The organism is Streptomyces sp. NPDC079020, from assembly GCF_044542225.1.
In the GTDB taxonomy this organism is placed as follows: Bacteria; Actinomycetota; Actinomycetes; order Streptomycetales; family Streptomycetaceae; genus Streptomyces.
This window is the reverse complement of the sequence record NZ_JBITUB010000032.1, coordinates 1-23,386: the sequence shown is the minus strand read 5'-3', so window position 1 is coordinate 23,386 and position 23,386 is coordinate 1. Positions and strand designations below refer to the sequence as shown.

The window sequence follows — 23,386 nt, the reverse complement described above, 5'->3', positions numbered from 1 at the left end:
CCGCAGTCTTCAGCTCCACCGGTCCGACATATCGGTAACTCCGCCCCCGCGCACTCACACCAGCCAACCTAGAGCACTTCCGACACACGCCCTAGTCGTCCCCGCGCACGCGGGGTTGTCCCCCGGCCCGCGCCTTGCAGGCATTCGCTGACCGGTCGTCCCCGCGCACGCGGGGTTGTTCCCGACCGGTACATCAGCCGCCGCGACGGCGCCGTGTCGTCCCCGCGCACGCGGGGTTGTTCCCCGCACGCCGCCCCAGGAGTGCGGCGCCACCGTGTCGTCCCCGCGCACGCGGGGTTGTTCCCCTCCGCGCCAAGTCGCACGCCTGGTCGAGATGTCGTCCCCGCGCACGCGGGGTTGTTCCCGGCTCGAAGAATGGGGCCACACTCGTCGCGGTGTCGTCCCCGCGCACGCGGAACAAGCCAGAGCCGGGCCGATACCGACCCGACCAGGCCCACAGATCCCCGCAGGCACCCACAGGGGCCCCGGCCGGTTGCCGTGTCTGGAAGGTCAGTTGAGGGCAGCAGCGAACATGCCGGGTTCATAGAAGCCTCCCTTCTGGTGCACGATCACGGCGAGCCGGTTGGCCGCGTCGATGAGGGCGACCAGGGAGACCAGTGCGGCGATCTGGTCGTCGTAGTGCTTGCGCACCTGGGCCCAGGTCTCGTCGGACACGCCCTGGCCCGCGTCCGCGATGCGGGTGCCTTCCTCTGTGAGGGCCAGGGCGGCCCGCTCGGCCTCGGTGAACACGGTGGACTCGCGCCAGGCGGCGACCAGGTTGAGCCGGACCGCGGTTTCGCCGGCTGCCGCGGCCTCCTTGGTGTGCATGTCGATGCACCAGCCGCAGCCGTTGATCTGGCCGGCACGCAACGACACCAGCCCCTGCGTCGTACCAGGCGACCCATTCATGGTCTGGACCTATTGACGCATTGGTCCAGACCTTCTACGTTGTGGGGCGTCCTGACCGAAGGCGGCACCCGTCCGCAGTGCGGCTCCGCCTCGCACACCGGCCTGCCTTCGTCCGGTCACCCGCAGGCGTACGCGCACGGTTCATCTCACCCCTGTACCACCCCACCACCACAGGGAGAACCATGTTCCACAGGCGCAGACCAGTTCCCGGACAGAGGGCACTTCCCGGTACGAGGGCAGCGGCACCTCCGCACCGCTCCCCCTACGCACGACGGCTGTGGCGACGTTTCGCCGTACTCGGCACCACCCTGCTGCTGCCGCTCGCAGGGCTCACCGCCCTCGCGGCACCCGCCCACGCGGTCGGCACCCTGACCGCGTCCTTCACCACGCAGGACAACGGCTCCTGGTGGAAGGGGACGTACATCGTCCGCAACACCGGTACGGCCGCGGTCAACGGCTGGACCCTGGAGTTCGATCTTCCCGCCGGGGTGACGCTGTCCGGCAACTACAACGGCGAAGTGACCGTCTCCGGCAGCCATGTGACGGTCAAGAACGCCTTCTACAACGCCAACGTCGCGGCCGGCGGCAGCACCGAGCCGTACAGCTACTGGTTCACGGCGAACGGTACCCCCGGCCCCCCGACCGGCTGCACGGTCAACGGCGACAAGTGCGACGGCAGCCCCGACGTCCCTCCGACCGCCCCCGGAGCTCCGAAGGCCACTGCGATCACCGCGCGCACGGTCGCGCTGAGCTGGGCCGCCGCCAGCGGCGGCGACCACCCCGTGGCCGCCTACGAGGTACTCAGCGGCACGGAATCCGTCGCCACAGTGACCGGAACCTCCGCGACCGTCACCGGCCTCACCCCGGCGACGGACCACACCTTCACCGTCCGGGCCAAGGACATCCGCGGCAACGTCGGACCGGCCGGCGCCCCGCTGTCGGTCAGGACGGTGGACCCGGCGACCGACCCGACGCCGCCGACAGCGCCGGGCAAGCTCCGCTCCACCGGCAGGACCGCCTCCACCGTCGGCCTGGCGTGGGACAAGTCCACCGACAACGTCGCCGTGGCCGCCTACGACGTCTACCGCGGCCGCACGCTGGTCAAGTCCGTCGGCGCGGACACCCTGACCGCCACCGTGGAGGGGCTCTCCCCTGCCACCCCGTACACCTTCACCGTCAAGGCCCGGGACACCGCCGACAACCCGTCGCCCGCCTCCGACGCCCTGACCGTCACCACCGACGACGTGGCCGGCGCGGGCAAGCAGCTCAAGGTCGGCTACTACGCGCAGTGGGGCATCTACGGACGTCAGTACTTCGTGAAGAACCTCGACACTTCCGGTGCCGCGGCCAAGCTGGACGTCATCAACTACTCGTTCGAGAACATCGACCCGAAGAACCTCACCTGCCAGGCGGGGGTGACCAAGGGTGTCTCCGCCAACCCGCAGGACCCGGACGAAGGCACCGGCGCCGGTGACGCGGACGCCGACTACGCCCGCCCCATGTCCGCCGCCCAGTCCGTGGACGGCGTGGCGGACGACGGCTGGGGCAAACTGCGCGGCAACTTCAACCAGTTGAAGAAGCTCAAGGCCAAGTACCCCAAGCTGAAGGTCGTCGTGTCGCTCGGCGGGTGGACGTACTCGAAGTTCTTCTCGGATGCCGCCGCCACGCAGCAGTCCCGGGAGAGGTTCGTCAAGTCCTGCATCGACGTGTGGATCAAGGGTGACCTGCCCCTCTACAACGGTGCGGGCGGACCGGGCGCCGGGGCCGGCATCTTCGACGGCATCGACGTCGACTGGGAGTGGCCGGGCTCCGAGGGTCACCCGGGCAATCACTACGGCGCGCAGGACAAGGACAATCTGACTGCCCTGCTCGCGGAGTTCCGCAAGCAGCTCGACGCGCTCGGCGGCGAGCACAAGCTGCTCACCGCGTTCACACCGGCCGACCCGGCGAAGATAGAGGCCGGTTGGGACCTCAGCCGCATCTTCGAGTCCCTCGACTACGCCAACGTACAGGGGTACGACTTCCACGGCGCGGGCAGCGACAACTCCTGGGAGCCGAACCGAACCGGCCAGACGTCCAACCTCTACACGGACGACCAGGACCCGTACTCGTTCCACTTCAGCATCGAGAACGCCATCAACGCCTACCTCGGCGCCGGGGTCAACCCCCGCAAACTGACTGTGGGCTTCCCCTTCTACGGGCGCGGCTGGCAGGGGGTCGCCGACGGTGGCGTCAACGGTGAGTGGCAGAGCGCGAACGGCGCCGCACCCGGCCAGTTCGACACCGAAGCCGGCGTCAGGGGCTACAACAACCTGATCGCCAGCTTCCCGAACATGACCGTCCGTCACGACGAGCAGTCGGTGTCGACGTACGGCTACACCGGGGCCAACGGCCAGTGGTGGTCCTTCGACGACACCTGGTCCATCGCCAAGAAGACCGCCTGGATCAAGTCCAAAGGGCTGCTGGGCGGCTTCGTCTGGGAGATGTCCGGCGACACCGCGAACGGTCAGCTGATGACCGCGCTGGACAATGGGCTGAAGTAGTGGAGTAACGCGACACGGCCCGGATCCCGCCGGGCCGTGCACCGGACCCGGGCGCGGTCGACGGACCCCGCCCGGGTCGTTCCCCGCTCACGCCCACCACCCGGAGATCCGGTCCATGACTCAAGCTCCGGGTCCCGAGACGCCGATGCGCGCCGCACCTTCGGTCCCGTCCCGTCCTGCCACGGCACCGGCGGCCGACGCGGGCCGACAGGTCCCGATACCCAACAGGGTCAGCAGGCCCTCGGCCGCCGCCGCGCCGCGAGCGCCCGCCCCCGCCGCCCCCGCCGCCTCCGCAGGGGGGCGAACTCGGCATCCGGGGCACCGCCCCCGTACCTCCCGCCGCACACGGCCGTCCACGCGTGACCGGGGTGAGGGCGAGGTCGAGGCACGCCGCAAACCCGCCCCGAGAAGCGCATCACCGGCGGGCGGCGGGGGTCGATACCGCTGCGGTCGGCGCAGCCGGGCCTCCTCCGCACGATCCGCCCAGGGCTCCAGATCTCAGTCGTACGGGCCACGAACCCCGTTCGCCGAAACACTGTGCGCTGCCAAAACCGGGTCCGGGGCCGCGGCCGGGGCCGGCGGGTCTACGTCAGTTCCTCCTGGTCATCGCGCTCGTCCGCGGAGACAGCTGACGCGGCTGGCCGAGCTGGTAGGCGACAGAGCTGGTGCTGGACAGACGAGCCCGCTCCCCGATCTGCCACAACGACACACGCTCGCCCGCCTCAGCGATCCCGGCGGCGGGGCGTACGTCGTGGTGGTCCGGGCCGGCCGCAGCCCGGATCGCACGCAGGATCGCCTCCCACCGGCGGACAGGACGCCCGGCGGACAGAATGCCCGGCCAGGTCATGCCGCTCGCGTCCCGCGCTTCTCCTCCTGGCGGTGAGCGAGCCGCCGGAGCTCCACCCGGGCCGCAGGGGTCCGACCGGGCGGGGTGGACCAGAACGGATGCCACAGGATCCAGGCGGACAAGTCCAGGAGGCGACGGCGCAGGGCAGTGGTGTGGCGGGATCGTGGCGCGGCGAGCTGCCGGTAAGTGGCGAGCCACTCGCGCTGGGCCCGGACCAGATCGTCGGGGAAGGGAAAGGTCATACTTCGATTAGAGCACCTGTTCGATTTTAGGGGCGACTCGATTCGCGGCACTCCGCCCGAACGGATGATGCCGCCGGCGGACCGATGACAGCCTGATCGCATGACCGAGCTACTGCGGCGACGGGTGTACGAGACCGACCGCGACAGCCCCACCGCTTACGAGCGGACCAGTCACAATTACTCGATCCCTGCCAGGCGGCCGCGCCGAGACGACGAACCCTGCCCGACGACCACGGCCGGTGGGACAGAGTGGGCGACGTACCGTGGCCACGGGCCATCGATGGGAGTGCCGGGACCCCGATGGTCGCGCAGGCCTTCCCGGGTCCCGGTGTTCCCCTGCGGCCACACCGCCCGGTGGGCGCCGCACCGGGTCAGCAGGGGCAGCATCGTGGTCGCCACACTGACCCGGTGGTACGCCCCCCCGGGACACGGCGAACCGGGCACCAACAGTGCGCCGTCGCCCGTTCTGCGGGTGTCCTGGAGTGTCAGAGCACACGCTGGTAGCGGAGCTCGGAGAGCGTGATCTCATCGTAGACATCGTCCTGAACCGCACCATCGGCTTGATAGCCTGCCCGCTCGTAGAAGCGTCCGGCTTGTTGGTTGTCGCAGAGAACCCACAAGGCCGACACCTCGAAGCCGTGGATCTTCATCTGGGTGTGGGCCTCGCCCAGGAGCCTCAGGCCGATGCCCTGGCCGATCAGATCCGGCAAGACGTACAAGGCGTAAACCTCGCCCATCCGCCTCGCACCGGGCACCTCGCTTCGGCACGGCCCGAAGCAGATCCATCCCACTGGACCACGTTCACCGAGCGCAACAAGGTCTCGTGACTTCCGACGGGGTTGAGAGAACAACCGCCGACGCCGGCAGGCATCGCCTTCGACCGTCATCGCGTCCAAGTGCGACTGCGGGACGATGCCGGCGTACGCCGCCTGCCATCCCCGGACCCTGATCGTCGAGACGGCCTCACCATCAGCCCCCTCCATTTCCCTCACACGCACCATCGCGCCACGGTAAGGCCACAGGACCTCAGACCGAACTGACGCATCCCGCTGACGCGGCCGTCGGGGATCTTCACGGAGAGGCGCCCGCGAGCGGCAGCAGGGCAAAGCCATGATCACTTCTTTCCCACCCTCTGAACGCCGCCGCCGGGGCCCGGCGCCGTCCCTGCCCGCGCGGCAGGCGACAGGCGACAGGCGGCAGGCAGCAGGCAGCAGAGGACAGGAATAAGGCGCATGTCCCGTCGGTAGCTCTCCAGAGGGACATGCCCCGTGTGCAGGCTTGGGAGGCGCTCCCGAGGGCCATTCCTCCCCATGAGTCTGTCAGCCCGAAGGCGCGGCGGCCCGCAGCCCGGGGTTTCCTCCCCGCTCTCGCGCCTCGTGCCCTTGTCGGGACGTCCCGGCTGTCGACGGGCCGGGCCGGTGGACCGCTGGGAGAGTCCGCAATCCACAGGGGAGATGACCATGCGACGCACGATTCGGGTCCTGCTGGCCGCCGTCACGGCCACCAGCGCCGTCCTGCTCACCGCGACCACTGCCTCGGCAAGCGAGTACCTCATCCAGGCCGAGGGCCAGAACCGCGGCTTCGGAGGGGCCGACGACAACGGTCTGCGGGTGTATGCCTGTGACACCTTCGCCGACAACTGGGGTGTACGCACCCACTACACGTATCGGAACAGCACCGGGGGCACCGCCACCCGCACCATCACCGATGCGAACGGTGTCACCGCCGGCTGCGGCGAACAGAACATGGCCGCCTCCGCGCCCGCCCTCAGTTACCAGGTCTGCACCGGCAGGGCCGGAGCGGACACCGCCTGCGGCCCCTGGTTCCGCCTCTGAGAACCCGGTCTCCTCCGAACACCCGGCAGCCGTGAACTCGGTTGCCGGGGCTGGGCGGCCGCGGACGGAGGTGGCCACGGTCGCCCACACCGATCGGAGACCATTGGGGCGGTTGATGGTGTGTTCGACGGTGTTGCGATTCTTGCAGCGCTCGCTGTCGAAGCCGGTGGGCCGAACGCCTCAGGAGCCTCGGTTCTTGCGGTGCCCCTGCTGGCCGAGGCGTTCGGGTAGGGGCGGCCGGCACGAATCTGCAGAACGACGCCCGCGCCATCGACGGAGTCGACGTAGGTGAACCCACGGCCAACGGCCCGCCGCCCTCACAGCATGACCTCCAGGCCCAGTGCTGTGGACCGCTTCTCGGCCGCATCGCAGCCGGTTGCGCCGAAGCCGAGATGGAGAACACCCTCACCAGGCTTCTGCGAGCTTCTCCATGGTCCGCTTGGCCTGCCCGGCCGCCACGTCCGGGCAGGCAGGTACCTGTCCTGTACTGGCGCCCTGTTCCATGTCGATCTGCAGGACCCCGGGTTGCGGCGCGTGCCGACGAAGCCCGCGGCGTCGGAAACGACCTTGCCCACGTGCCTGCGGGGTGGCCAGTGCGGAGTCCTTGAGGGCGGTGCTGAAGGAGTCAGGCCCGGATGGGCGCGGACGATGGGAACCTTCACGAGACAGCCGAGTCGGTGGCGGTGACCGTGGAAGAGGCCGTCGCGACAGCGACCGCGTTCGCACCGACGATCACCAGCATGGCGAGCCAGGCCACCGGATCGAGGTGCTGGCCGAGTACGACGAGACCGATCAGTGCGGCAAGGACCGGGTTGACGCTCATGAATACGCCGAAGAACTGCGCGGGCACTCGCCGCAGTGCCAGCAGATCCGCCAGGAAAGGCACGGCGGAGGACAGTACGCCGGCCGCCAGTGCGCAGGCCATGGAGGCAGCGGTCGGGGGACGCAGCCACAACGCCAGGACGCCGACGGGAAGGCAGAGCGCACCCGAGATCGCAGCGGCGGCCGCGGAACCCTCCAGTCCGGGCAGACGGCGGCCGACGACGCGATTGAGGAGGATGTAGCTGCCCCAGCACACCGCGGCGAGCAGAGCCAGGGCGATGCCCAGGTAGTCGGTGGAGGGCGAGGGACGGGCCAGGACGACCACCGCGGCCGCAGCGGCCACCGCGCACAAGGCGTCGGTGCGCCGACGCGATCCGGCCAGGGCCACAGTGAGCGGACCCAGGAACTCCAGCGTGACGGCCAACCCGAGCCCGATGCGGTCGATGGCCGTGTACAGGGACAGGTTCATCGCGGCGAACACCAACGCGAGCCCCAGGACCGGCCGCCACTGTGCCGCGGTGAACGACCTCAGCCGCGGCCTCCCGACCACCCACAGCACCGCCGCGGCAACCCACTGGCGGACGGCGACGACACCCACCGGGCCGATCACCGGGAACGCCAGCGCCGCCACCGACGCTCCGGTCTGGCTGGACAGGCCGCTGCCCAGCATCAGCGCCACCCCGGCCAGGCGCTTGCCGTCCCGGCCGGTACCACCGCAGTGGGCGGAGCCGGAGACACGTCCGGCGCCCTCGTGAGAATCTTCCAGCACCATGCCCTTCACCGTGGACCCGGCGCAGCAATACGCACAATGCATTCACCAGCCCATTGATACGCTGAGCGTATGGAAGCGCGACGATGGAACACCGCCGACCTGGAGCTGAAGCACCTGCGCTGCCTGGTTGCCATCATCGACACCGGCAGCTTCACCGACGCCGGGCTTGAACTGGGCATTTCCCAGGCCGCCGTCTCCCGCAACCTGCGCGCCCTGGAGCAGCTCCTCGGCGTGCGGCTGCTGCACCGCACCAGCCGCACGGTCGCACCCACGTCCGCAGGCGTGCGGGTCCTCGCGCGCGCCCGCATCCTGCTCGCCGGCGCCCACGATCTCGTCGCGGAAGCGACCGCCGGACATGCCCGGCTCCACGTCGGCCACGCCTGGTCCGCCTTCGGCTCCCGCACCACCGAGTTCCAGCGCCGCTGGTACGAGAGCCACCCCGAGGTCGAGCTCCGGCTCGTCCGCCACAACTCCCCCACCGGCGGGCTGGCCGAAGGAATGTGCGACCTGGCTGTCGTCCGCGCCCCACTCGACCTGAAGCCCTGGTCGCACGCCCTGGTGGGCCACGAACACCGCGTCGTCGCGCTCGCCTCCGATGATCCCTGGGCCCGTCGGCGCAGCATCCGCCTGGACGAGATCCCTGCCCGCTCCCTCGTCATCGACCGCCGCACCGGCACCACCACTCTGGACCTGTGGCCCGCGGACGAACGGCCCACCGTCGAGTACACGCACGACATCGACGACTGGCTCGCCGCCATCGCCACCAGCCGCAGTGTCGGCGTCACCCCCCGGGCCACTGCCGCCCAGTACCGCCGCGACGGCATCACCTACCGTCCCCTGCGCAACGCCGCCGCCGTCCCCGTCCACCTCATCTGGCGACGTCAGGACCCCCACCCCGCCACTCACGCCGCCGTCGCTCTCGCCATCGACCTCTACCAGGGGAAGGACAAGCCCCCGATCCTGCGGAAATGAGTCGGTGCGAGAGTTCCTCCGGAGTCCCGGAACGATCGCGTTTCCACAGGTCGGCGTTTCAGCAGGCCGAAAACCACAGGCTGCGCGACGTACGACGGATGACTTCGGCCATGGATTCGACGCACGGTCCAGGCACGTACGGCAGAGTGTCGCGACTGCCGTTCCCGTGCGGCAGACGGGGTCTCGGGACGCATGCTGCTCAGCAACGGCAAATCCGCAGAGACGAGCGCACCCAAAGGACGGCGTGAGATCCCTGGCGAACACGGGGCGGAATGGGCGTAGCGCCGGACCGTGACCGGTCGTTGAACCGGGCGGAACGGCATTGCACAGAGACCCCGGGCGTCACCGCCCGGGGTCTCGTGCTGTCGTACCCATGTCCGGCTACGAATCCATGGAACTGACAGGGGTAATGGTCGCTAGCGGGCAAGGCTCGGCGGATCAGCTCGATCCTCGGCCTACGTGACCGGGCGGCCGGAGAGCGGTGCTCAGTTGAAGACCAGGACGTCGGTACGCATCGGCAGCGGGCTGCTCCAGCCGATGTTGATCTTGAACGTCACCAGTCCGTTGCTGGGGGCGATGCTCGACACCTGGAAGGGCGCCGCACCGACAAACCGGTTCCCGTTGCCGTCGATCTCGGAGGCCGTGATGACGACCGTCGAGTTGACCCCGATGACGCTCCAGGGGAGCTGGAGGTTGAACGTCCCGTTCCCCGGGGTCCACGTCCACCACTCCCGCCACACGGCAGTGACGTTGCCGCCGATCGCCGCGAGACCCTGATCCCTGTCGGCGGCCTGCGAACTGCTCACGATCCGCGGCACCTCAGTGGCGGAAGATTCGACTGCGGCCATGACTTTTCCTCTCACGTCGGGAGCCCCCATAAGCCCCTCGAATACTTTGAGTGTCCGCTCATGCGCACAGCGTAACAATCACTCGGGCGAGTGAACCTCCGGCGCGCCTCCGTGCAAACCACACAAACACCGTTCGCGCCGACCGCAACGGGCGGCGCAGAGCCGCCCGTCGCGGTCGGCGTCCCGCCCGGATTCACCCCACACCCGTGCTCATGACCTGGGCATCCAGCGCCCTCATACCGCCGACGCCCGCCCGGTGCCACCAACACGCCTACTCACAGCATCGGCACGGCTTCGACGATGCGAGTGCTTCCATCAGACCCGGTGACGCTTCGGCTGAAACCCGACCTCCACCCCCGGCCGGGGAACTTGCCCCACCACCGATCACGTTGGGTCAGCATGATGACGCTGCCGAGCCTGCCGGTCATGGCCGTACTGGTGATGGTGCCGTTCATGCCGGCATCGGCTCGGTTTGCGGTGATGCGCACAGGGCACTCCGCCCGGCTGGGACGCGTCCCAGCCGGGCGCACCCCATGCAAGGGGCTCGCCAACCGGATCAAGATGCTCCCGCCTCAGATACTCGGCCGAGCCGAACTCCAGCCCGCCCGGAAACGCGTACCGCTCGCTCCGCGAACGCGACGCTCATGCGGATGCCACCCGGAACGATCAAGAGGCGAGAAGCTGGTGCCATGAACACGGGAGAGGGCGAAACGCCTCTGCCCGGAGGCCGGATCACGCCGGGGGTGGTACGGGTTCGCGACACGGTGCGCCGACCCGTCACAGCCAGATCATCCTTCGTCGCCGAATTGCTGAATCACCTACAACAGCGCGGGTTCACGGGCGCACCGCGGTATCTCGGACTCGACACTGCGGGTCGCGACACGTTCACTTATGTGCCCGGCCGAGTGCCAGCCAGATTCCAACTCTGGAGAGACGAACAGGTCGCGGTCGCCGGCGCTCTCCTGCGCTCGTTGCACGAGGCCACCCGCAGCAGTCGCCTCACCGGAACCTCTCCGGTCGTCTGCCATCACGATCCCGGCCCGAACAACGTCGTCTTCCAGCGAGGTCGCCCGACGGCCTTCATCGACTTCGACACCGCCGCGCCCGGCGACCCCCTGGAAGATCTTGGATACATGGCCTGGACCTGGTGCATCTCCTCCAAGTCGCAAGCCCCGTCTCCCCGCGCACAAGCAGACCAGGTAAGAATTCTGGCCAACTCCTACGGGCTGGAGACGTCCGAGCGCCTCAACCTCCTGGACGCCATCCTTGACCGCCAGAACCGCAACGCCCTCTGGTGGCACCAGCACCTCAACACCCCAGAGCCACGCGTGGCAGACAGTGAGCAGATCCTCGCCAGAATCGACTGGTCCCGACGCGAACACGACCACACGGTCAACAATCGCGCTGTCTTCATGAACGCTCTACGATGACCGCATTCGACCTCCGGATCCACTGAGCTCGAATGCGGAGAGTGAATCCATCACGAAACGAAATGTGCGTCAGAACCCGAGTAGCGCTGTCGGTTGTTCATGGGCTTGAGAGACACCCACAACCGCAGTCGGGTGATGTTCACGCGATCTGGGTCCGGCCACAGATCTTGGGGAGTGGCCGCGAAGGTGACCTCATTCCGCGATCGCGGACGGCACGCTCGACGAGATGCTGGCGGTAGCCGCCATCGGCCCAGCCCCTGCGGAGGCCGGGCCGGTGGGTAAGCAACCGTAGACCGTCTCCCATCCCAGGGTCGGAAGTCGTGCGGCAGGTAGCTCTACTGCACTCCGGTGCGGTTCACGTACAAGATCGTCCGGAATTTCACGCTGGTCGCGTTCGGGCCGCTGGCCGAATTCCGGGGCCCTGCCGCGGCGCTCGGCGAACAGCGTCCGTACCCGATCCCATGTCCACCAGCGGGTTTGACGTCGGCAAGAAGGTCAGAGGCAGCAAGCAGTTCATCGTCATCGAAACGCCCGGCCTCCTGCTGGCGGTACACGCTGTTGCGCGAGCATCAAGGATCGTGACCGCGCGAAACACTCTCTGCTTTGGACCCGCCTCAGCCATCCGTGCATCCAGAGGTCTGGGCGAACCAGAGGTCTCCGGAAGGGCTGGTCGATTGGAGCGCTTCGCTCCTCGGCCGCGAGCTGGAGCTTGTCCGTAGAGCGCCTGACGAGCGATGTCTTCAGGTACAGCCCAAGCGCTGGGCCGTTGAGCGGACGCACGCCTGGACGACCGCGCACCGGACCCTGCTCGTGACGACGAGAACGATCCCGTCCGGTCCGAGACCCTGATCCGGTGGGGCGCTGATCGGCATCATGGTCCGTCGGCTCACCCGGGGTTGCCCGGCCAACCGGCCAGGACCACGGCGTCTTCGGTGGACAGGCCCGGAGCAGACGACGGGCACCTGCAACGCTTTAAGAATTCTGAACGGCGCCTTTGAACCGCTCGGCCTTGCTCCGCAGATCTGACGAGAGGTCGGAGAGGTCGGAGAGGCCACCGACGATGAAGACCAGTTGACTTGCAAGCTCCGGACAAGAACTCCAGACAGCCGGGTTCCTGGTCAGGACCGCGCTCAGCAGGTCACCCTCGTACATGTGGCCTTCGGCCAGCGGGTTATCACGAAGCACCTCCACCGCGAGCGGAAGAAGTACCGGCAACCCAATGTCCTGCCCGATCAGCAGACGCAGGTCCTCAACGGTCAGAGCCCCGACCGGCCGGCTCCGCAGGGCATGCGCCGTCGCAATCAGACAACTGGCGTCAAGCGGGGGCGCCTGCCAGCGATCACGTTCAAGCTCCTCAAGGGACCGACCACGGTCGATAGACACAGTCACCAGACAATTCTCTCGTAGATGCGTGTGTTCGGGCAGCCGGAGACCATCTCTGAACTCTGGCTGCCCGACCACAACGCGTGATCTCAAAAACGGTCTCACCATGTTCTTTGGCCTTCGCTCATCTGCTGCTTCTGCGTTGGCGCCTCGTGAGCGATGGGAGCAGGACGAGGGCTGCGCGGGTTGATCCGGGTGGTTGGTGCAGGGTCAAGGCTGACCTGATGCAGGGCCTTGAAGACGGCCTTCAGCAGGGCGTTGGCGTGCTCGGCCAGGGCATGGGCGCCGGGAACAGCGGCTTTGAACGCCTTGTCGGGTGCGTCAAGTTCACCACCTCTGGGCTCGTGACTGGGTGGCGGAAGCCGTTTCCCGCATTCACGTGGCCGAAGGCGGTCAGGGGTGGGAAGGCCGAGGTGCGCGGCGACCCGGTTCAGGGCGTCGACCAGGCTGGGCGCGGGCGCAGGTGGTGTCGTGCTGGCGGCCCGGACCGGACCGGGGAGACCCGCAGCGGCCAGTCGTGCGGGGCCCCGGACGGCCAGTACGTCCCCGCCGTGATGCTCGTGTTTCCCGGACGGCCAAGGATCGACGCCGTTCGGGCCGACGGCCGCGACACGGTCCGTGCGGATCACGGTGCCGTCCAGGTTCGGATGGGGCGTACCCGGCCGCCGCGGTGCGCTCCAGCGCGATGGAAAGATCGGGCGCGTGTGCGGCGCTGGCGGTCAGCTGCTCGTGCGGGTAGCGGTAGAAGGTGGGCAGCACAATGCCTTTGTCGCGGGCGAGTTGGGCCGGCCGGGTGCCGTCGACGAACCGGCGCAGCACCAGCACTGCCTGCTGGATGACGCAGAGCGCGGTGGGTGCCCTGCGGGTTCCGAGCGGCTCGCGGTGCCCCCGCGCGGCAGCTTCGCGAGGTGCTCGGCGGTCGGCTTGCGGATACCGATCACAGCGGTGCAGGTGATACTGGACGCCACGTGAAGCCACTGGGTTGCACGGAACGTGATCTTGGCGGTCCCGTACTACTCCAGCAGATCTTCCTCGCCGTGATCGGATCTGACCGTTCTGGCCGCTGTCGGGCCGACCGACCACCGTGGCTACGCAGCCTGCCGACTGCCTGCCGAGCGGTCCGGCCACCGCCCCGACAACCGACGTGGACCGAATCCGATCGCCGGTCCACGTTCTGCAACTGCAATACCAGTTGGTGATCGTGATGGCATCACGTCGCATGTCTCTGGGGTATGAGGGACGGCTCTCCCGCTACGGTGAACCGGCCCGGCTCCTGGCTGTGTTGTTCACGCTTCCCCCTTTCGACCGCAGCAGCATCCCGGGCAGCCAGGAAGGCGTGCATGAGCGCGGTCAGTGTGATGTTCCAAATACCAGCCTGGATACCATGACGCCGTGATCGAATCGACTGCCGTCAGCGACTCCCTCGCCAGACTCCAGGAGTGGTGCGCCCGCCAGAAGGGCATACGGCTGGTGCTCGGGCCGCCCCTCGATGACAACCGGATCGATGCGCTGCCGTACGAGATCGACGAGCGGTATCCGTGGAAGCTCCGGCCCCCGTACCGGCCGGACGACTTTGCCATCCCCGCGGGCTACCGGGCATTCCTCCGGATCTGTTCCTACGCCCGTATCGAGGAGCAGGAGGAGGACGGATGCTGGTCCGTCTATGAGCCCGTCAACATCTTCTCGCCCGACGAACTGTGCAAGGGACGCTCCTTCACCGACGCCGGCACCACCGTCCGCGACCGCGAGATCCAGACGTCGTTCCTGATTGCCTTCGCCACCGCCGGGTACGACCTCGAGGCGTCACGGTGGTGCTTCTGCACCGACGGCGACGTCGCCCGCCAGGAAGGCGAACTCCCCATCCTCCTCGAGTACAACGACTACGAATGCGACCTCGCCAAGTACGTCGACACCGGCGAGTGGCTCAACGCGGCGGCGAGCACCCCGGCGGCCCTGTCCTTCACCCAATGGCTGGACGCACTTGTCACGGAAGTCACCAGCCGGCCCTTCGACCCCGAGCGCAGGGAAGCCATCCCCAACACCTTCTTCTGACCGTTCTGGCCACGGCCGGGCCGATCACCGTGGCTACGCTGCCTGCCGCGTCGGGCTGCCGGCCGTCCGGCCACCGCCCCGACGACCGCCGTTGACCGATCCCGATCCGCCGGTCCAAGAGCTGCGGCTGCAGTACCCGTTCCAGTCAGGGGCTTCACCCGCATCTGATGCCGGGTCACCATCCCACCGACGAGCCGGCCATCACACTCCGCACCGGTCACCTCGCCGAGAAGACCTCAGTGGGCGCCTCCAGCGGCGGTCTGGATGTCGGCGATGTCCCAGGTCCGCCGCTGTTCGGTGCGGCGGCTGACGTGAAATCACAAGCACCGATCAGCGACGCATTCTCGCTCTCCGCGCACCTGCCTGCGAAGGCGATGGGTGACCCAAGTCAGCTGAGACGAATTCGACTTGGGCCACCGTGAGAGGTGAGGAGACCTACTCCGGTTGGGTCACCGTCAGTGCCCATCGGATGTCCTGCGCTGAGGTGTCAATGCCGATCGAGAAGGAACCCGATCGCACGACGCCCGGATCCATTGTCACCGACCCCACCCCTGCACTGCCGACGGGGCAGTCCACTGTGAACTCAGCCACCCGCAAATGCTGTGAATCCATGGTCACTTGCACGTTACCGCCCCCTTCGCAAGCAACCGTGAGCACAGTCGGCAGCCCCTCCCAAGCGCCTCCTGAGGCAACACCACCATCGCCTGTCATCTCCTCCACCCACACCAGGCCTTCCGGCCCGGGGTGCGGAAGCAGCCCCCCAGCGGCGACGGCGGGTACGGCCCCCGCGCCCACCAGAGCAAATGCCGCTGCTACCGCCGCAACCATGGTCTGTCCCGCACGTATCACGTCTGCTCCTTGAAGGCCCGTCATGGAGCAGACAGTGTGGCGCGCGAGAACTCAGCACGCATGAGTACACATACTCATGCGCCCATCCGGCACAGGCTGGTGGCGATCGCGCAAGCTCAGGACCAACCTGAGCAGGAAGACGGCCTGGGCATGGAACCGACCGTACGGGCCTCGAACCACCCCGAGCAGCACAGCCGGGCAACCCGGGCGCAGTTGTCGGTGGCGTTGGCGTACGGCGGGAAGACTCTGCCTGGGCTCGGGTCCGGTGCCGCCGTCCCGAGGCAGGGCACGCCTACGGGGCGTGGGCGCGCTCGCGACGGGCCGCGTGCGCGGCCGCCAGTTCGGCGAGAGCCTGACCGGTGGTCTCGTAGGCGAGCGGGGCGAGGTCCGGGGGCGGGACGTAGCCGTCGGGCATGGTCGCATAGGCGCGGTCCATGAGGCCGTCGTAGGAATCGGCCAGAGCTTGGGGCCAGGCTCCGGTCAGCGGTGGCCTCATCCGGGCCTCCGCGGCGAGCGCCGCGTGATGCGAGGCGGCTTCCGCGGCCGCTTCCTTCATGGTGAGGTCGGCGATGAGCTTCCGGCACGGCTCGAACGCGGCCAGTGGTTCCGGCAGCGGGATGGCCGGTCCCGTGGGGGCGAGGAGGGCATCGGCAAGCAGGGTGGCGATCAGCGGGGAGGCGTGCAGGCCGTCGCGGTGCGTACCCGACGCGACCCACAGCCCCTCCCGGAGGGTGGGGCCGATGACGGGATGACCGTCCAGGGCCAGGGGTCGATTGCCGTGATGTGTGCGTACGACCCCGGCGCCGGCGAGCCGGTGGTCGAGCTGGCTGAGCGCGGCGTCGAGAAGGAAACGCAGGGCGCCGGCAGTGGGCCGGGCGGTGGGGGTCAGGGCCGGATGGGCGCTGGCGCCGAGGTAGAGGGCCCCGTCGGCCTGCGGGACTGCGTGCAGGCCGCACGCGTACGCCCGGTTGGGGGTGCGGACCACCGAAGGCCACGGATCGGGACCGGTCACCGTCACTGCGGTTCCGGCCGCGGCCAGAACGGGTACGACCGGCAGGTCCGGATCGAGGGCATCGAGGATCGGGGTGGTCCAGGCTCCGGCCGCGACAACCGCGCGCGGGGCCCGGAAGACACCCGTGGGCGTGTCGAGGAGGTAGCCGCCGCCCGGAGCCGCGGTGAGCGTGCCTGTCGGAACGCGGATCATGTTGGCCGGGGCCGCGAGAGCCGCGTCCAGGGTGGCGAGCCAGACACGGGCGTCGAGAAAGCCCTCCTCGGGCAGGTGCCAGGCGCGCAGCGCACGGTCGTTGTCCAACGGCCGGTAGCCCGGGATGTCCGCCGGGTCGGTGTCGTGACAGGCCAGGCCGTGCTCGGCCGCGGAGCGGGCGACGGCGGCGAACGAAGCGTCGTCCAGACCGGACGAGACCGCGTTCAGGACCATGAACGTACCGGTCCTGTACCCGTCCCGTTCCGGAGCCTTGGCCCCCGCTCGGGCACGGACCAGCTCCCGCCAAGCGGGCCACCTCCCGGCCGCGGCGACCGCGAGTTCGATACGGAGCCGGCCGTGGGGTGTCCGCACACCGAGATCGGTGACTTCCCCCGACGCGCCGAGCATCGCCCCTGCCGCACTCGATGCCGCCCCACTGCCGCTACCGGCTTCGCCGGCCAGCACCACGCGGATCGACGGCTCCGCCGCGGTGAGCGCGAACGCCAGCGAACGGCCCACCGCTCCTGCCCCGACCACCAGCACATCGACACCCTGTACAGCCACGCCCGTACTCCTTCGCGTTGTCCAGTCCGGACCCCGCCCCGGGGCGGCGCGCGAGGGACCACAGTTGGTGGTGACCGCACGGTTCGGACCTGGGCGCACACGTCATCCAGCCACTGCGGCGCAGCTCGATCAAGACGGCTCCCGGCCGCCCCGTCCAGATCCACCCATGCGGCTCCCCCGGCGTGCAGGCCGGAGGCACGGCGCGATCAGCAGGCTTCCCGTTCGATGGCCCCGAGGCACGAACCTGTTCACCCGGGTGACGCCCGCCGCCGATCCGTGGGCCAACCGCGCGGATCGGAGGCCGCCCGCCCGCTGAGCAGTGTGCATCGTGAAGTTGCAGGTCACGGGTCTGGTGTGCGCGGGGTTCGGGAGGCTCGTGCTGGTCGCGCACGGATGACCCCGGTGAAGATCGTCGTTCAACGGGAGACTTCGCGGTTCGTCAGGACCAGCAGGGCCCTCATCAACGATGCGTGACTCTCGAAGACGGCACCGATCGCCTCCCGGAGGTGGCAGGGCCAAGAACAGCACGGCGCTGATCCCTGGGTCGCCGACAGCCATGGCCTCGACATCGGCTTCATCGGCTCCACTCCCTCCGGGCGGGCCCGGTACCGAACACCGGCCAGGTTGCCCTTGTGGGGTTTACTCAGACAACGTCCGGATCCGGGATTGCACCTGTTAGGCATGTGTCGCCCGGTCCGTTCGCTGACGCCGGTGCCGGTGCCGGTGCCGGTGCCGGTGCCGGTGCCGGTGCCGGGACAGTATCTCGGCGACGGCGAAGCCGCCCGACAACAGTCTCGCGGCCCTGCGCGATCCGCGTAGAGGCTACGGATTCCCGGGCACGGCCTGTGGAAGTCCACAGCATTTGCCCGGCGTTCGGCAGGCATACGGGCGAAACCACGTCCAGGGGAGCCCTGCGGGCCGGGCAGGCAACCGCGTCGCCCGTGTCCCCGCCCGCTTCGCATGACGGCCGGCCTCCATGACGCCCGGCCATCATGACGGCCGGTCGCCGTGATGCCCAGTCCCCTCGTCCGTACACGGACGTCGCTCCGTGCCCGGGAGCGGCGGGCGGTCCTACGCGGCGGAATCCGGTGAGACGACGTCCCAGGCTCCGAACAGGGTCAGGCCCGCCGATCCGGCCGCCGCCACCGAGGCGTGGTTGTCGAGCTGACAGCGGTACTGGGGCTCGTGGCCCCGCGCCAGGGCGTGCCGGGAGATGGCACGTACGAGGCGCCGGGCGTGTCCCTTGCCCCGGTACGACGGGAGCGTCAGCACTCCGAGATCGGCCAGCGGTGCTTCGCCCCACGGGTACATACTCGCCACGCACACCAACTGCCCGTCCTCGAACGCCCCGTAGACCGCCCAGTGGTCCAGCTCGACGGACGCGTCGTCGAGATCCTGCTCGGACGCCGCTTCCTCGAACTGTCCGAACACGTCCACGTCGGCATCGGTCAGTGGACGGATCGAGGGGCCATCCGGTTCGCCGAGCAGATTCTCCCGGGCCTCATCGGTGAAGTAGAACAGGTTGTCGGCGCCGTGCAGCGAGATTCCGGTCTTCTCCAGCCGCTGCCGGAAGCCGGTTTCGTCGACCGGCTGCCCCTCTTCCAGGCCCACCGTCTCGGCGACCGCGGGCGTGAGCAGGACGCGTGTCCTTCCCTCGGTCGTCGTGAGGACGGTGAGCCGTTCGTCCTCGTCGAGCGCGGTGTCGACGAGGACACTGAAGGCGCTGTCGCCGGGGAGGAGTCGACTCGTGGGAGAAGGCACCAGCCAGAAGTCGGTGATGGCGGAGGGGAACATGTCGGGTGCTTCCTGCTCGTCGTGGTCGGTCGGCGGGCGATGTGCCGCACGTTTTATCGGGGGGTGGCCTTGGTGAGGGGTTGCCTACTGCGGCTGGTCAACAGCCGATGGATGTAGGCCTGATGGGATGGGTACGGGGTGGGTCAGAAGCGTTTGACGAGACTGATCGAGCGGTCGGTGACGGTGAAGCCGAGGCTCTGGTAGAGGCCGAGGGCGCCGGTGGGGCTTTCGGCGTCGACGTCGAGTACGGCGTGGTCGAGGCCGTCCGCCCGCAGCGCCCGCAGCACGTGGGCCAGCAGGGTGCGGGCCAGTCCTTGTCCCCGCGCCTCCCGCCGTACGCCGACGGCGCTGATGTAGCCGAACGAGACGCCGCGCAGCGGCCACTCCTCCGGCTCCACATCGACGAAGACGAACCCGACGACGCGTTCGCCCTCGTGGGTGTCCGGGGTGACGGCGAGCAGGGACAGGTCAGAACGGAACGCTTTCAGCCGGTCGCCGGAGGCCCATTCGGCGGCGGTCACCGGCTGGCTGCCCCAATGGTCGCGGAAGGAGTCGTTCATCGCGGATCTGGCTCGCTCCGTCCACTCCTCGCCGTAGGGCACGAACCGCACTCCCGGGGCGGGCAGCGGCTCGGCCACCGGTGCCTTGAGATCGCGCTCCAGCTCCAGCCGCCACCGGGCACGCTCGTAGCCGTGTGCCTCCAGAAGCCGGATCGCAGGAGTGGCGTGGTCCTGCGCGCCGGCGGCGAGCCAACCGGGCAGGGTCGCGTCGCTCGCCGCGAGATGCTGAAGCCCCCGGGCCTCCTGCCATGCCAGCAGCGCTGTGCCGATGCCTTCACCTCGGCGGTCCGGAGCCACCGTTCCGTCGAGTTCCACCCAGACGATCGTCTCCTGGGCCGCCGGGGCCGTGGCCGAACCGAAGGCGACTGCCCGACCGGTCGCATCGACGGCGATCACCGCATCGCGCTCGGGGTCGAAGACTTCGCTGCTGAACTCCTCCTCCAGCTCGTCCCTGGTCACCAGCGAGCGCGGATGATCGATCCTTCCGGCGGCATGCGTCAGGTCGAGGATCAGGTCGATGTCACCGGGGGTGGCGGGTCTCCAGGTGAGCCCATCGCCGACGGCGGGCAGCTCGATGGCCGACGGAGCGGTCACCCGGTCACACAGTGCGCCGAGTTCGGGGTGATGATGTGCGGTCCCACTCACGGGGGGATCCTTTCTCGGCACTGAGTGCACCCGTTCCGGGGCTGCTGTGGCAATGGTCGAGGGAAAATGTCGTCGGCGCTGTTGACCGGCGGTGTTCTGCTCTGGAGGAGGGTCGTCGAGTGCGTACTATCGCCGGAAGACGGCCGGAGATCTTCCTTGCAGCGGAACCACCAGGGCTTTCGGTCAATGCCACGAACGTGCGTGCGCGCCGGACAGCGCAACAGGGCACGGCACCGCTGGTCACCGGCGCCCGTGGAGAATCGCCACTGCCACCGTCAGTCTGTTCGGACCGCGCTCGCTGCCGCCGATCGTATCGACCGAAATCTGCGAAAGAACTGATTAAGAGGACGCGCGGATAGGTCACGGGCGGCGGGCGGGCCGCGTGTCCCAGCGGAAGATCACCCACGCTTCGCGGATCAGGCGCCGGATTATGATGACCGCGCTGGCGAGTGCTACCCATGCGGCCTGCACCACCGAACTGCGGTCAGTCACGATCGCCAGCGACTTGAACCCCCGCGTGTGCCAGGAGTTCGTCCGCTCGACAACCCACCGGCGGGTGTGGTTGATGGGCACGAACGCACCCTTGGGGGCGATCCGCCATCCGCAGCCCAGCTCGGTCAACAGGTCGCGGGTAACGCGCGAGTCGTAGCCGGAGTCCAGATGCACGGTTATCTTGTCGGGCAGATGGAGCCCAAAGCGTCCCAGGGTCTCCAGGGTGGGCCGTAGCAGCGGCGAATCGTGCCGGTTGGCGCTGGCGAGCACGCACCCGATCGGGAGCCCGGTGCCTTCGACCAGCAGGGACCTCTTGATCCCCGACTTTCCGCGGTCCACCGGCGAGGGGCCGGTGTTCTCCCCGCCACCGGGGGCTTTCACGATGCACCCGTCCGCAGCGAGGTCTTCCAGGTCCAGGCCGATGGTCTGGTCATAGGCATCGAGCGCAGCCTGGTGCAGGGAGGTGAAGACTCCGGCGGCGATCCACTCGTCCCGCCGGGACCGCAGTGTTGTCGCGGAGACCCGGTGGTCGGCGTGCTGTTGGTAGGTGCCGCCCAGCACGAGCCGGGCCAGGAGTTTGTCGAAGACAATCCTGTCTGGGACCCGGGGGCGATGGCACCCCAGCGGGTGGGTGATCTGCCGGCGCGGGAGCAACGTGTGGAACTGGTCCCACAGGGGTTCGGTGATGAAGGAGGGTAAGGCGGGCACGTGACCTTCTGCTGAGCGAATAGCGATCGTGGGCCGTTCTCCAGGGCTGTGCCCGTCCGGCTCTCCGGCCGGACGGGCACAGCCCTGTTTGAGGTCAGTTGATCGATTCCGCTGTCACGGCGGTGGGGACGGAGATCCGCCAGGTGACGAACCCGGCCACGGCGAGTCCGGCAAGGGCCAGGAAGCTACTGGCGAGGAAGGGGTCGGTGCCGTTCAATGCAGGGGCGAACCCGATGCCGACGTACAGCGTGATCCCGGTGGAGCCGCCCAGTTGATCGGCGGCTCGCTGGACGCCGGAGGCGATGCCGGCGTCCTCTTCGGTCACGCCGGTGACCGCGATGTACTGCAGCCCGACGATCCCGAGCCCCATTCCGGCGGCGATGAACACCATGGCCGGAATCATCGCCAGCCCGGTAGCCCCGAAGTGCGAGACCAGGGCGATAGCTGCCATCGCCAGCGCGGTGCACCAGATCCCGGCCAGGACACAGAGCCGCGCACCCCAGCGTTCGAGTACCCGGGGAACCAGCACCGAGGCCGCAATCAGAGACACCGCCAAGGGCAGCATCGTCACACCAGCCCGGAGCGGGCTGGCACCCAACCGGTCCTGCAAGTAGTACGTGAACAGCAGAAACGAGGTGGACAGTGCCGCGCTCACCAAAGCGGTGGCAAAGTTGGCCAGCACCCGGGGCCGGTTGCGGAAGAACCGCAACGGCACGAGCGGATTTCGCGCGCGCCGCTCGACCCTGACAAACAGGACTCCGGCCACGGCCGCGCCCGCCAGAGCCACCGGGGCAAGCCAGAACGCTGTGCCGTTCCCTTCACCTGCTTCGACAACTCCGAAGGTGAAGAGCAGCGGGGCCGCGATCAGCAGGAACGAACCGGGAAGATCCAACGGCGTCCTCCCAGCCCGCCGTTCACCCGGCACGAGGAAAATCGCTGCCAGGAGTACGACCAGGATGAACGGCACGGACACCAGGAAGATCCACCGCCAGCCGAGGAGTTCGGTGACGAATCCGGAGACCACGAATCCGAGGACGAGGCCGCAACTGGCGACGGCCGCCCACACGCTCAACGCCCGTGACCTGCGCGGACCTTCCGCGAACATGAGCACGATCACCGACATCGCAGCAGGAAGCGCGATCGCCTCACCGGCCCCCTGCAGCAGCCGGGCCGTTACCAGCAGGGCGAAGGACGGCGCGTGCCCGGCCAGCAGAGAAGCGGCGCCGAAGAAAGTGGTGCCGAGCAGAAGGACGCGGCGCCTGCCGAGAAGGTCGCCCAGCCGGCCGCCGAGCATCAAAAGCCCGCCACCGGTGATGGTGTAGCCGACCACCACCCAGGTCAGGGCATGACCGTCGACGCCGAAGTCGGCGCCGATCGAGGGCAGGGCGATGTTGACCACCGTCACGTCGACCGCGATGAAGAACTGCAGCATGGCCATGCAGCACAGCACCAGCCGTGCACGCACCGGGGACGAGCCGTCCCGGCACGCAAAGAGAATGCCTGAAATCACCAAGTGCTCCGTTGCTCAGAAGAAGTTCCGAGCAGCACCGACGTGCCGCTTCGGTTCGACCACGAAGCGACGACACGTTCTACAGAAGTGAGAGAGACGCCCCGCCGCTAGCGGAGCGTCCTCGTCACTGCGGCACAAGCCGCGCACGAAGAGGCAGACATGGCGACGATGCTACCGGGGCCGACTGGAGTGATCCCTTTGTTTTCCGTCACTCCACCACGGTGCCGTGCTGCCCAAGCACCACACCTATCCGCGCGACCTCTAAGAGCGACCGGCAAATGGTGGGCGGGGCTGCCCAGCCGGGCCCGAGCGCAAGGCAGGCACGAGCCTGAGTGATCATGGAGTTCTTGACGCTCAGTGATCACCCGGAGGGCTCGTGCCTGCGGTCCCATCATGCCTTTTGGA

17 protein-coding genes, 1 pseudogene and 1 CRISPR repeat array are annotated in these 23,386 nt (G+C 68.6%); of the genes and pseudogenes, 5 read left to right on the top strand and 13 right to left on the bottom strand.

All coding sequences use genetic code 11. The annotated features are described in order from the left end of the window. Nucleotides 1-94: 94 nt before the first annotated feature. Nucleotides 95-422: direct repeats of the CRISPR family, unit length 25 nt; unit sequence GTCGTCCCCGCGCACGCGGGGTTGT. An 88-nt stretch (nt 423-510) separates the two neighbouring features. Beyond that, nucleotides 511-909 carry a carboxymuconolactone decarboxylase family protein gene (locus tag ACIGJO_RS35315; RefSeq protein WP_399965458.1) on the bottom strand — a complete coding sequence of 133 codons (399 nt, stop codon included), beginning with the start codon at nt 907-909 and terminating at the stop codon, nt 511-513. 182 nt (nt 910-1,091) lie between these two features. Between ACIGJO_RS35315 and ACIGJO_RS35310 the strand changes: the two genes are divergently transcribed. Beyond that, the gene (locus ACIGJO_RS35310; RefSeq protein ID WP_399965456.1) at nt 1,092-3,452 is read left to right on the top strand and encodes a glycosyl hydrolase family 18 protein; all 2,361 of its coding nucleotides are present in this window, start codon (nt 1,092-1,094) and stop codon (nt 3,450-3,452) included. Between the two features lie 843 nt (nt 3,453-4,295). Here the strand turns inward: ACIGJO_RS35310 and ACIGJO_RS35305 are convergent. Both ACIGJO_RS35305 and ACIGJO_RS35300 read right to left on the bottom strand, forming a co-directional pair. After that, nucleotides 4,296-4,541 carry a hypothetical protein gene (locus ACIGJO_RS35305; RefSeq protein ID WP_399965454.1) on the bottom strand — a complete coding sequence of 82 codons (246 nt, stop codon included), beginning with the start codon at nt 4,539-4,541 and terminating at the stop codon, nt 4,296-4,298. A 485-nt stretch (nt 4,542-5,026) separates the two neighbouring features. Beyond that, nucleotides 5,027-5,542, bottom strand: a complete 516-nt coding sequence (locus tag ACIGJO_RS35300) for a GNAT family N-acetyltransferase (RefSeq protein WP_399965452.1) — start codon at nt 5,540-5,542, stop codon at nt 5,027-5,029. 459 nt (nt 5,543-6,001) lie between these two features. On the opposite strand from ACIGJO_RS35300, the gene ACIGJO_RS35295 reads away from it, so the two are divergent. Next, nucleotides 6,002-6,376, top strand: coding sequence for a hypothetical protein (locus ACIGJO_RS35295; RefSeq protein WP_399965450.1), 375 nt, complete (start codon nt 6,002-6,004; stop codon nt 6,374-6,376). A 658-nt stretch (nt 6,377-7,034) separates the two neighbouring features. Here ACIGJO_RS35295 and ACIGJO_RS35290 read toward each other — a convergent pair. Next, nucleotides 7,035-7,868, bottom strand: a complete 834-nt coding sequence (locus ACIGJO_RS35290) for an EamA family transporter (RefSeq protein WP_399965460.1) — start codon at nt 7,866-7,868, stop codon at nt 7,035-7,037. Nucleotides 7,869-8,039: 171 nt separating this feature from the next. On the opposite strand from ACIGJO_RS35290, the gene ACIGJO_RS35285 reads away from it, so the two are divergent. Next, nucleotides 8,040-8,942 carry a LysR family transcriptional regulator gene (locus ACIGJO_RS35285; RefSeq protein ID WP_399965448.1) on the top strand — a complete coding sequence of 301 codons (903 nt, stop codon included), beginning with the start codon at nt 8,040-8,042 and terminating at the stop codon, nt 8,940-8,942. A 485-nt stretch (nt 8,943-9,427) separates the two neighbouring features. On the opposite strand, the gene ACIGJO_RS35280 is transcribed toward ACIGJO_RS35285, so the two are convergent. Next, a complete protein-coding gene (locus ACIGJO_RS35280; protein WP_399965446.1) occupies nt 9,428-9,790 on the bottom strand; it encodes a hypothetical protein in 363 nt (120 codons plus the stop codon). A 275-nt stretch (nt 9,791-10,065) separates the two neighbouring features. Beyond that, a complete protein-coding gene (locus ACIGJO_RS35275; protein ID WP_399965444.1) occupies nt 10,066-10,278 on the bottom strand; it encodes a hypothetical protein in 213 nt (70 codons plus the stop codon). A gap of 201 nt (nt 10,279-10,479) precedes the next feature. Here ACIGJO_RS35275 and ACIGJO_RS35270 point away from each other — a divergent pair, with 201 nt between their 5' ends. Next, nucleotides 10,480-11,220 (top strand): aminoglycoside phosphotransferase family protein, encoded by a 741-nt coding sequence (locus ACIGJO_RS35270; RefSeq protein ID WP_399965442.1) that lies wholly within the window; start codon nt 10,480-10,482, stop codon nt 11,218-11,220. Nucleotides 11,221-12,192: 972 nt separating this feature from the next. On the opposite strand, the gene ACIGJO_RS35265 is transcribed toward ACIGJO_RS35270, so the two are convergent. Both ACIGJO_RS35265 and ACIGJO_RS35260 read right to left on the bottom strand, forming a co-directional pair. Then, entirely contained in the window at nt 12,193-12,609 is a 417-nt protein-coding gene (locus ACIGJO_RS35265; protein ID WP_399965439.1) for a contact-dependent growth inhibition system immunity protein, read from the bottom strand. Between the two features lie 95 nt (nt 12,610-12,704). Beyond that, nucleotides 12,705-13,571: pseudogene (locus tag ACIGJO_RS35260) on the bottom strand (transposase family protein). Between the two features lie 424 nt (nt 13,572-13,995). Between ACIGJO_RS35260 and ACIGJO_RS35255 the strand changes: the two are divergent. Next, on the top strand, nt 13,996-14,655 hold the full coding sequence (locus ACIGJO_RS35255; protein WP_399965437.1) for a hypothetical protein: 660 nt from the start codon (nt 13,996-13,998) through the stop codon (nt 14,653-14,655). 1,141 nt (nt 14,656-15,796) lie between these two features. On the opposite strand, the gene ACIGJO_RS35250 is transcribed toward ACIGJO_RS35255, so the two are convergent. The 5 genes from ACIGJO_RS35250 to ACIGJO_RS35230 all read right to left on the bottom strand — a co-directional run bounded on the left by ACIGJO_RS35250 (nt 15,797) and on the right by ACIGJO_RS35230 (nt 22,909). Further along, complete coding sequence (locus tag ACIGJO_RS35250) at nt 15,797-17,272, bottom strand: NAD(P)/FAD-dependent oxidoreductase (RefSeq protein WP_399965435.1); 1,476 nt, start codon at nt 17,270-17,272, stop codon at nt 15,797-15,799. Between the two features lie 1,071 nt (nt 17,273-18,343). Further along, nucleotides 18,344-19,066 carry a GNAT family N-acetyltransferase gene (locus ACIGJO_RS35245; RefSeq protein ID WP_399965433.1) on the bottom strand — a complete coding sequence of 241 codons (723 nt, stop codon included), beginning with the start codon at nt 19,064-19,066 and terminating at the stop codon, nt 18,344-18,346. Between the two features lie 143 nt (nt 19,067-19,209). Beyond that, nucleotides 19,210-20,271, bottom strand: a complete 1,062-nt coding sequence (locus tag ACIGJO_RS35240; RefSeq protein ID WP_399965431.1) for a GNAT family N-acetyltransferase — start codon at nt 20,269-20,271, stop codon at nt 19,210-19,212. A gap of 360 nt (nt 20,272-20,631) precedes the next feature. Then, a complete protein-coding gene (locus tag ACIGJO_RS35235) occupies nt 20,632-21,471 on the bottom strand; it encodes an IS5 family transposase (protein ID WP_399965429.1) in 840 nt (279 codons plus the stop codon). Between the two features lie 94 nt (nt 21,472-21,565). Continuing rightward, on the bottom strand, nt 21,566-22,909 hold the full coding sequence (locus ACIGJO_RS35230) for an MFS transporter (protein WP_399965427.1): 1,344 nt from the start codon (nt 22,907-22,909) through the stop codon (nt 21,566-21,568). Between the last annotated feature and the right edge of the window lie 477 nt (nt 22,910-23,386).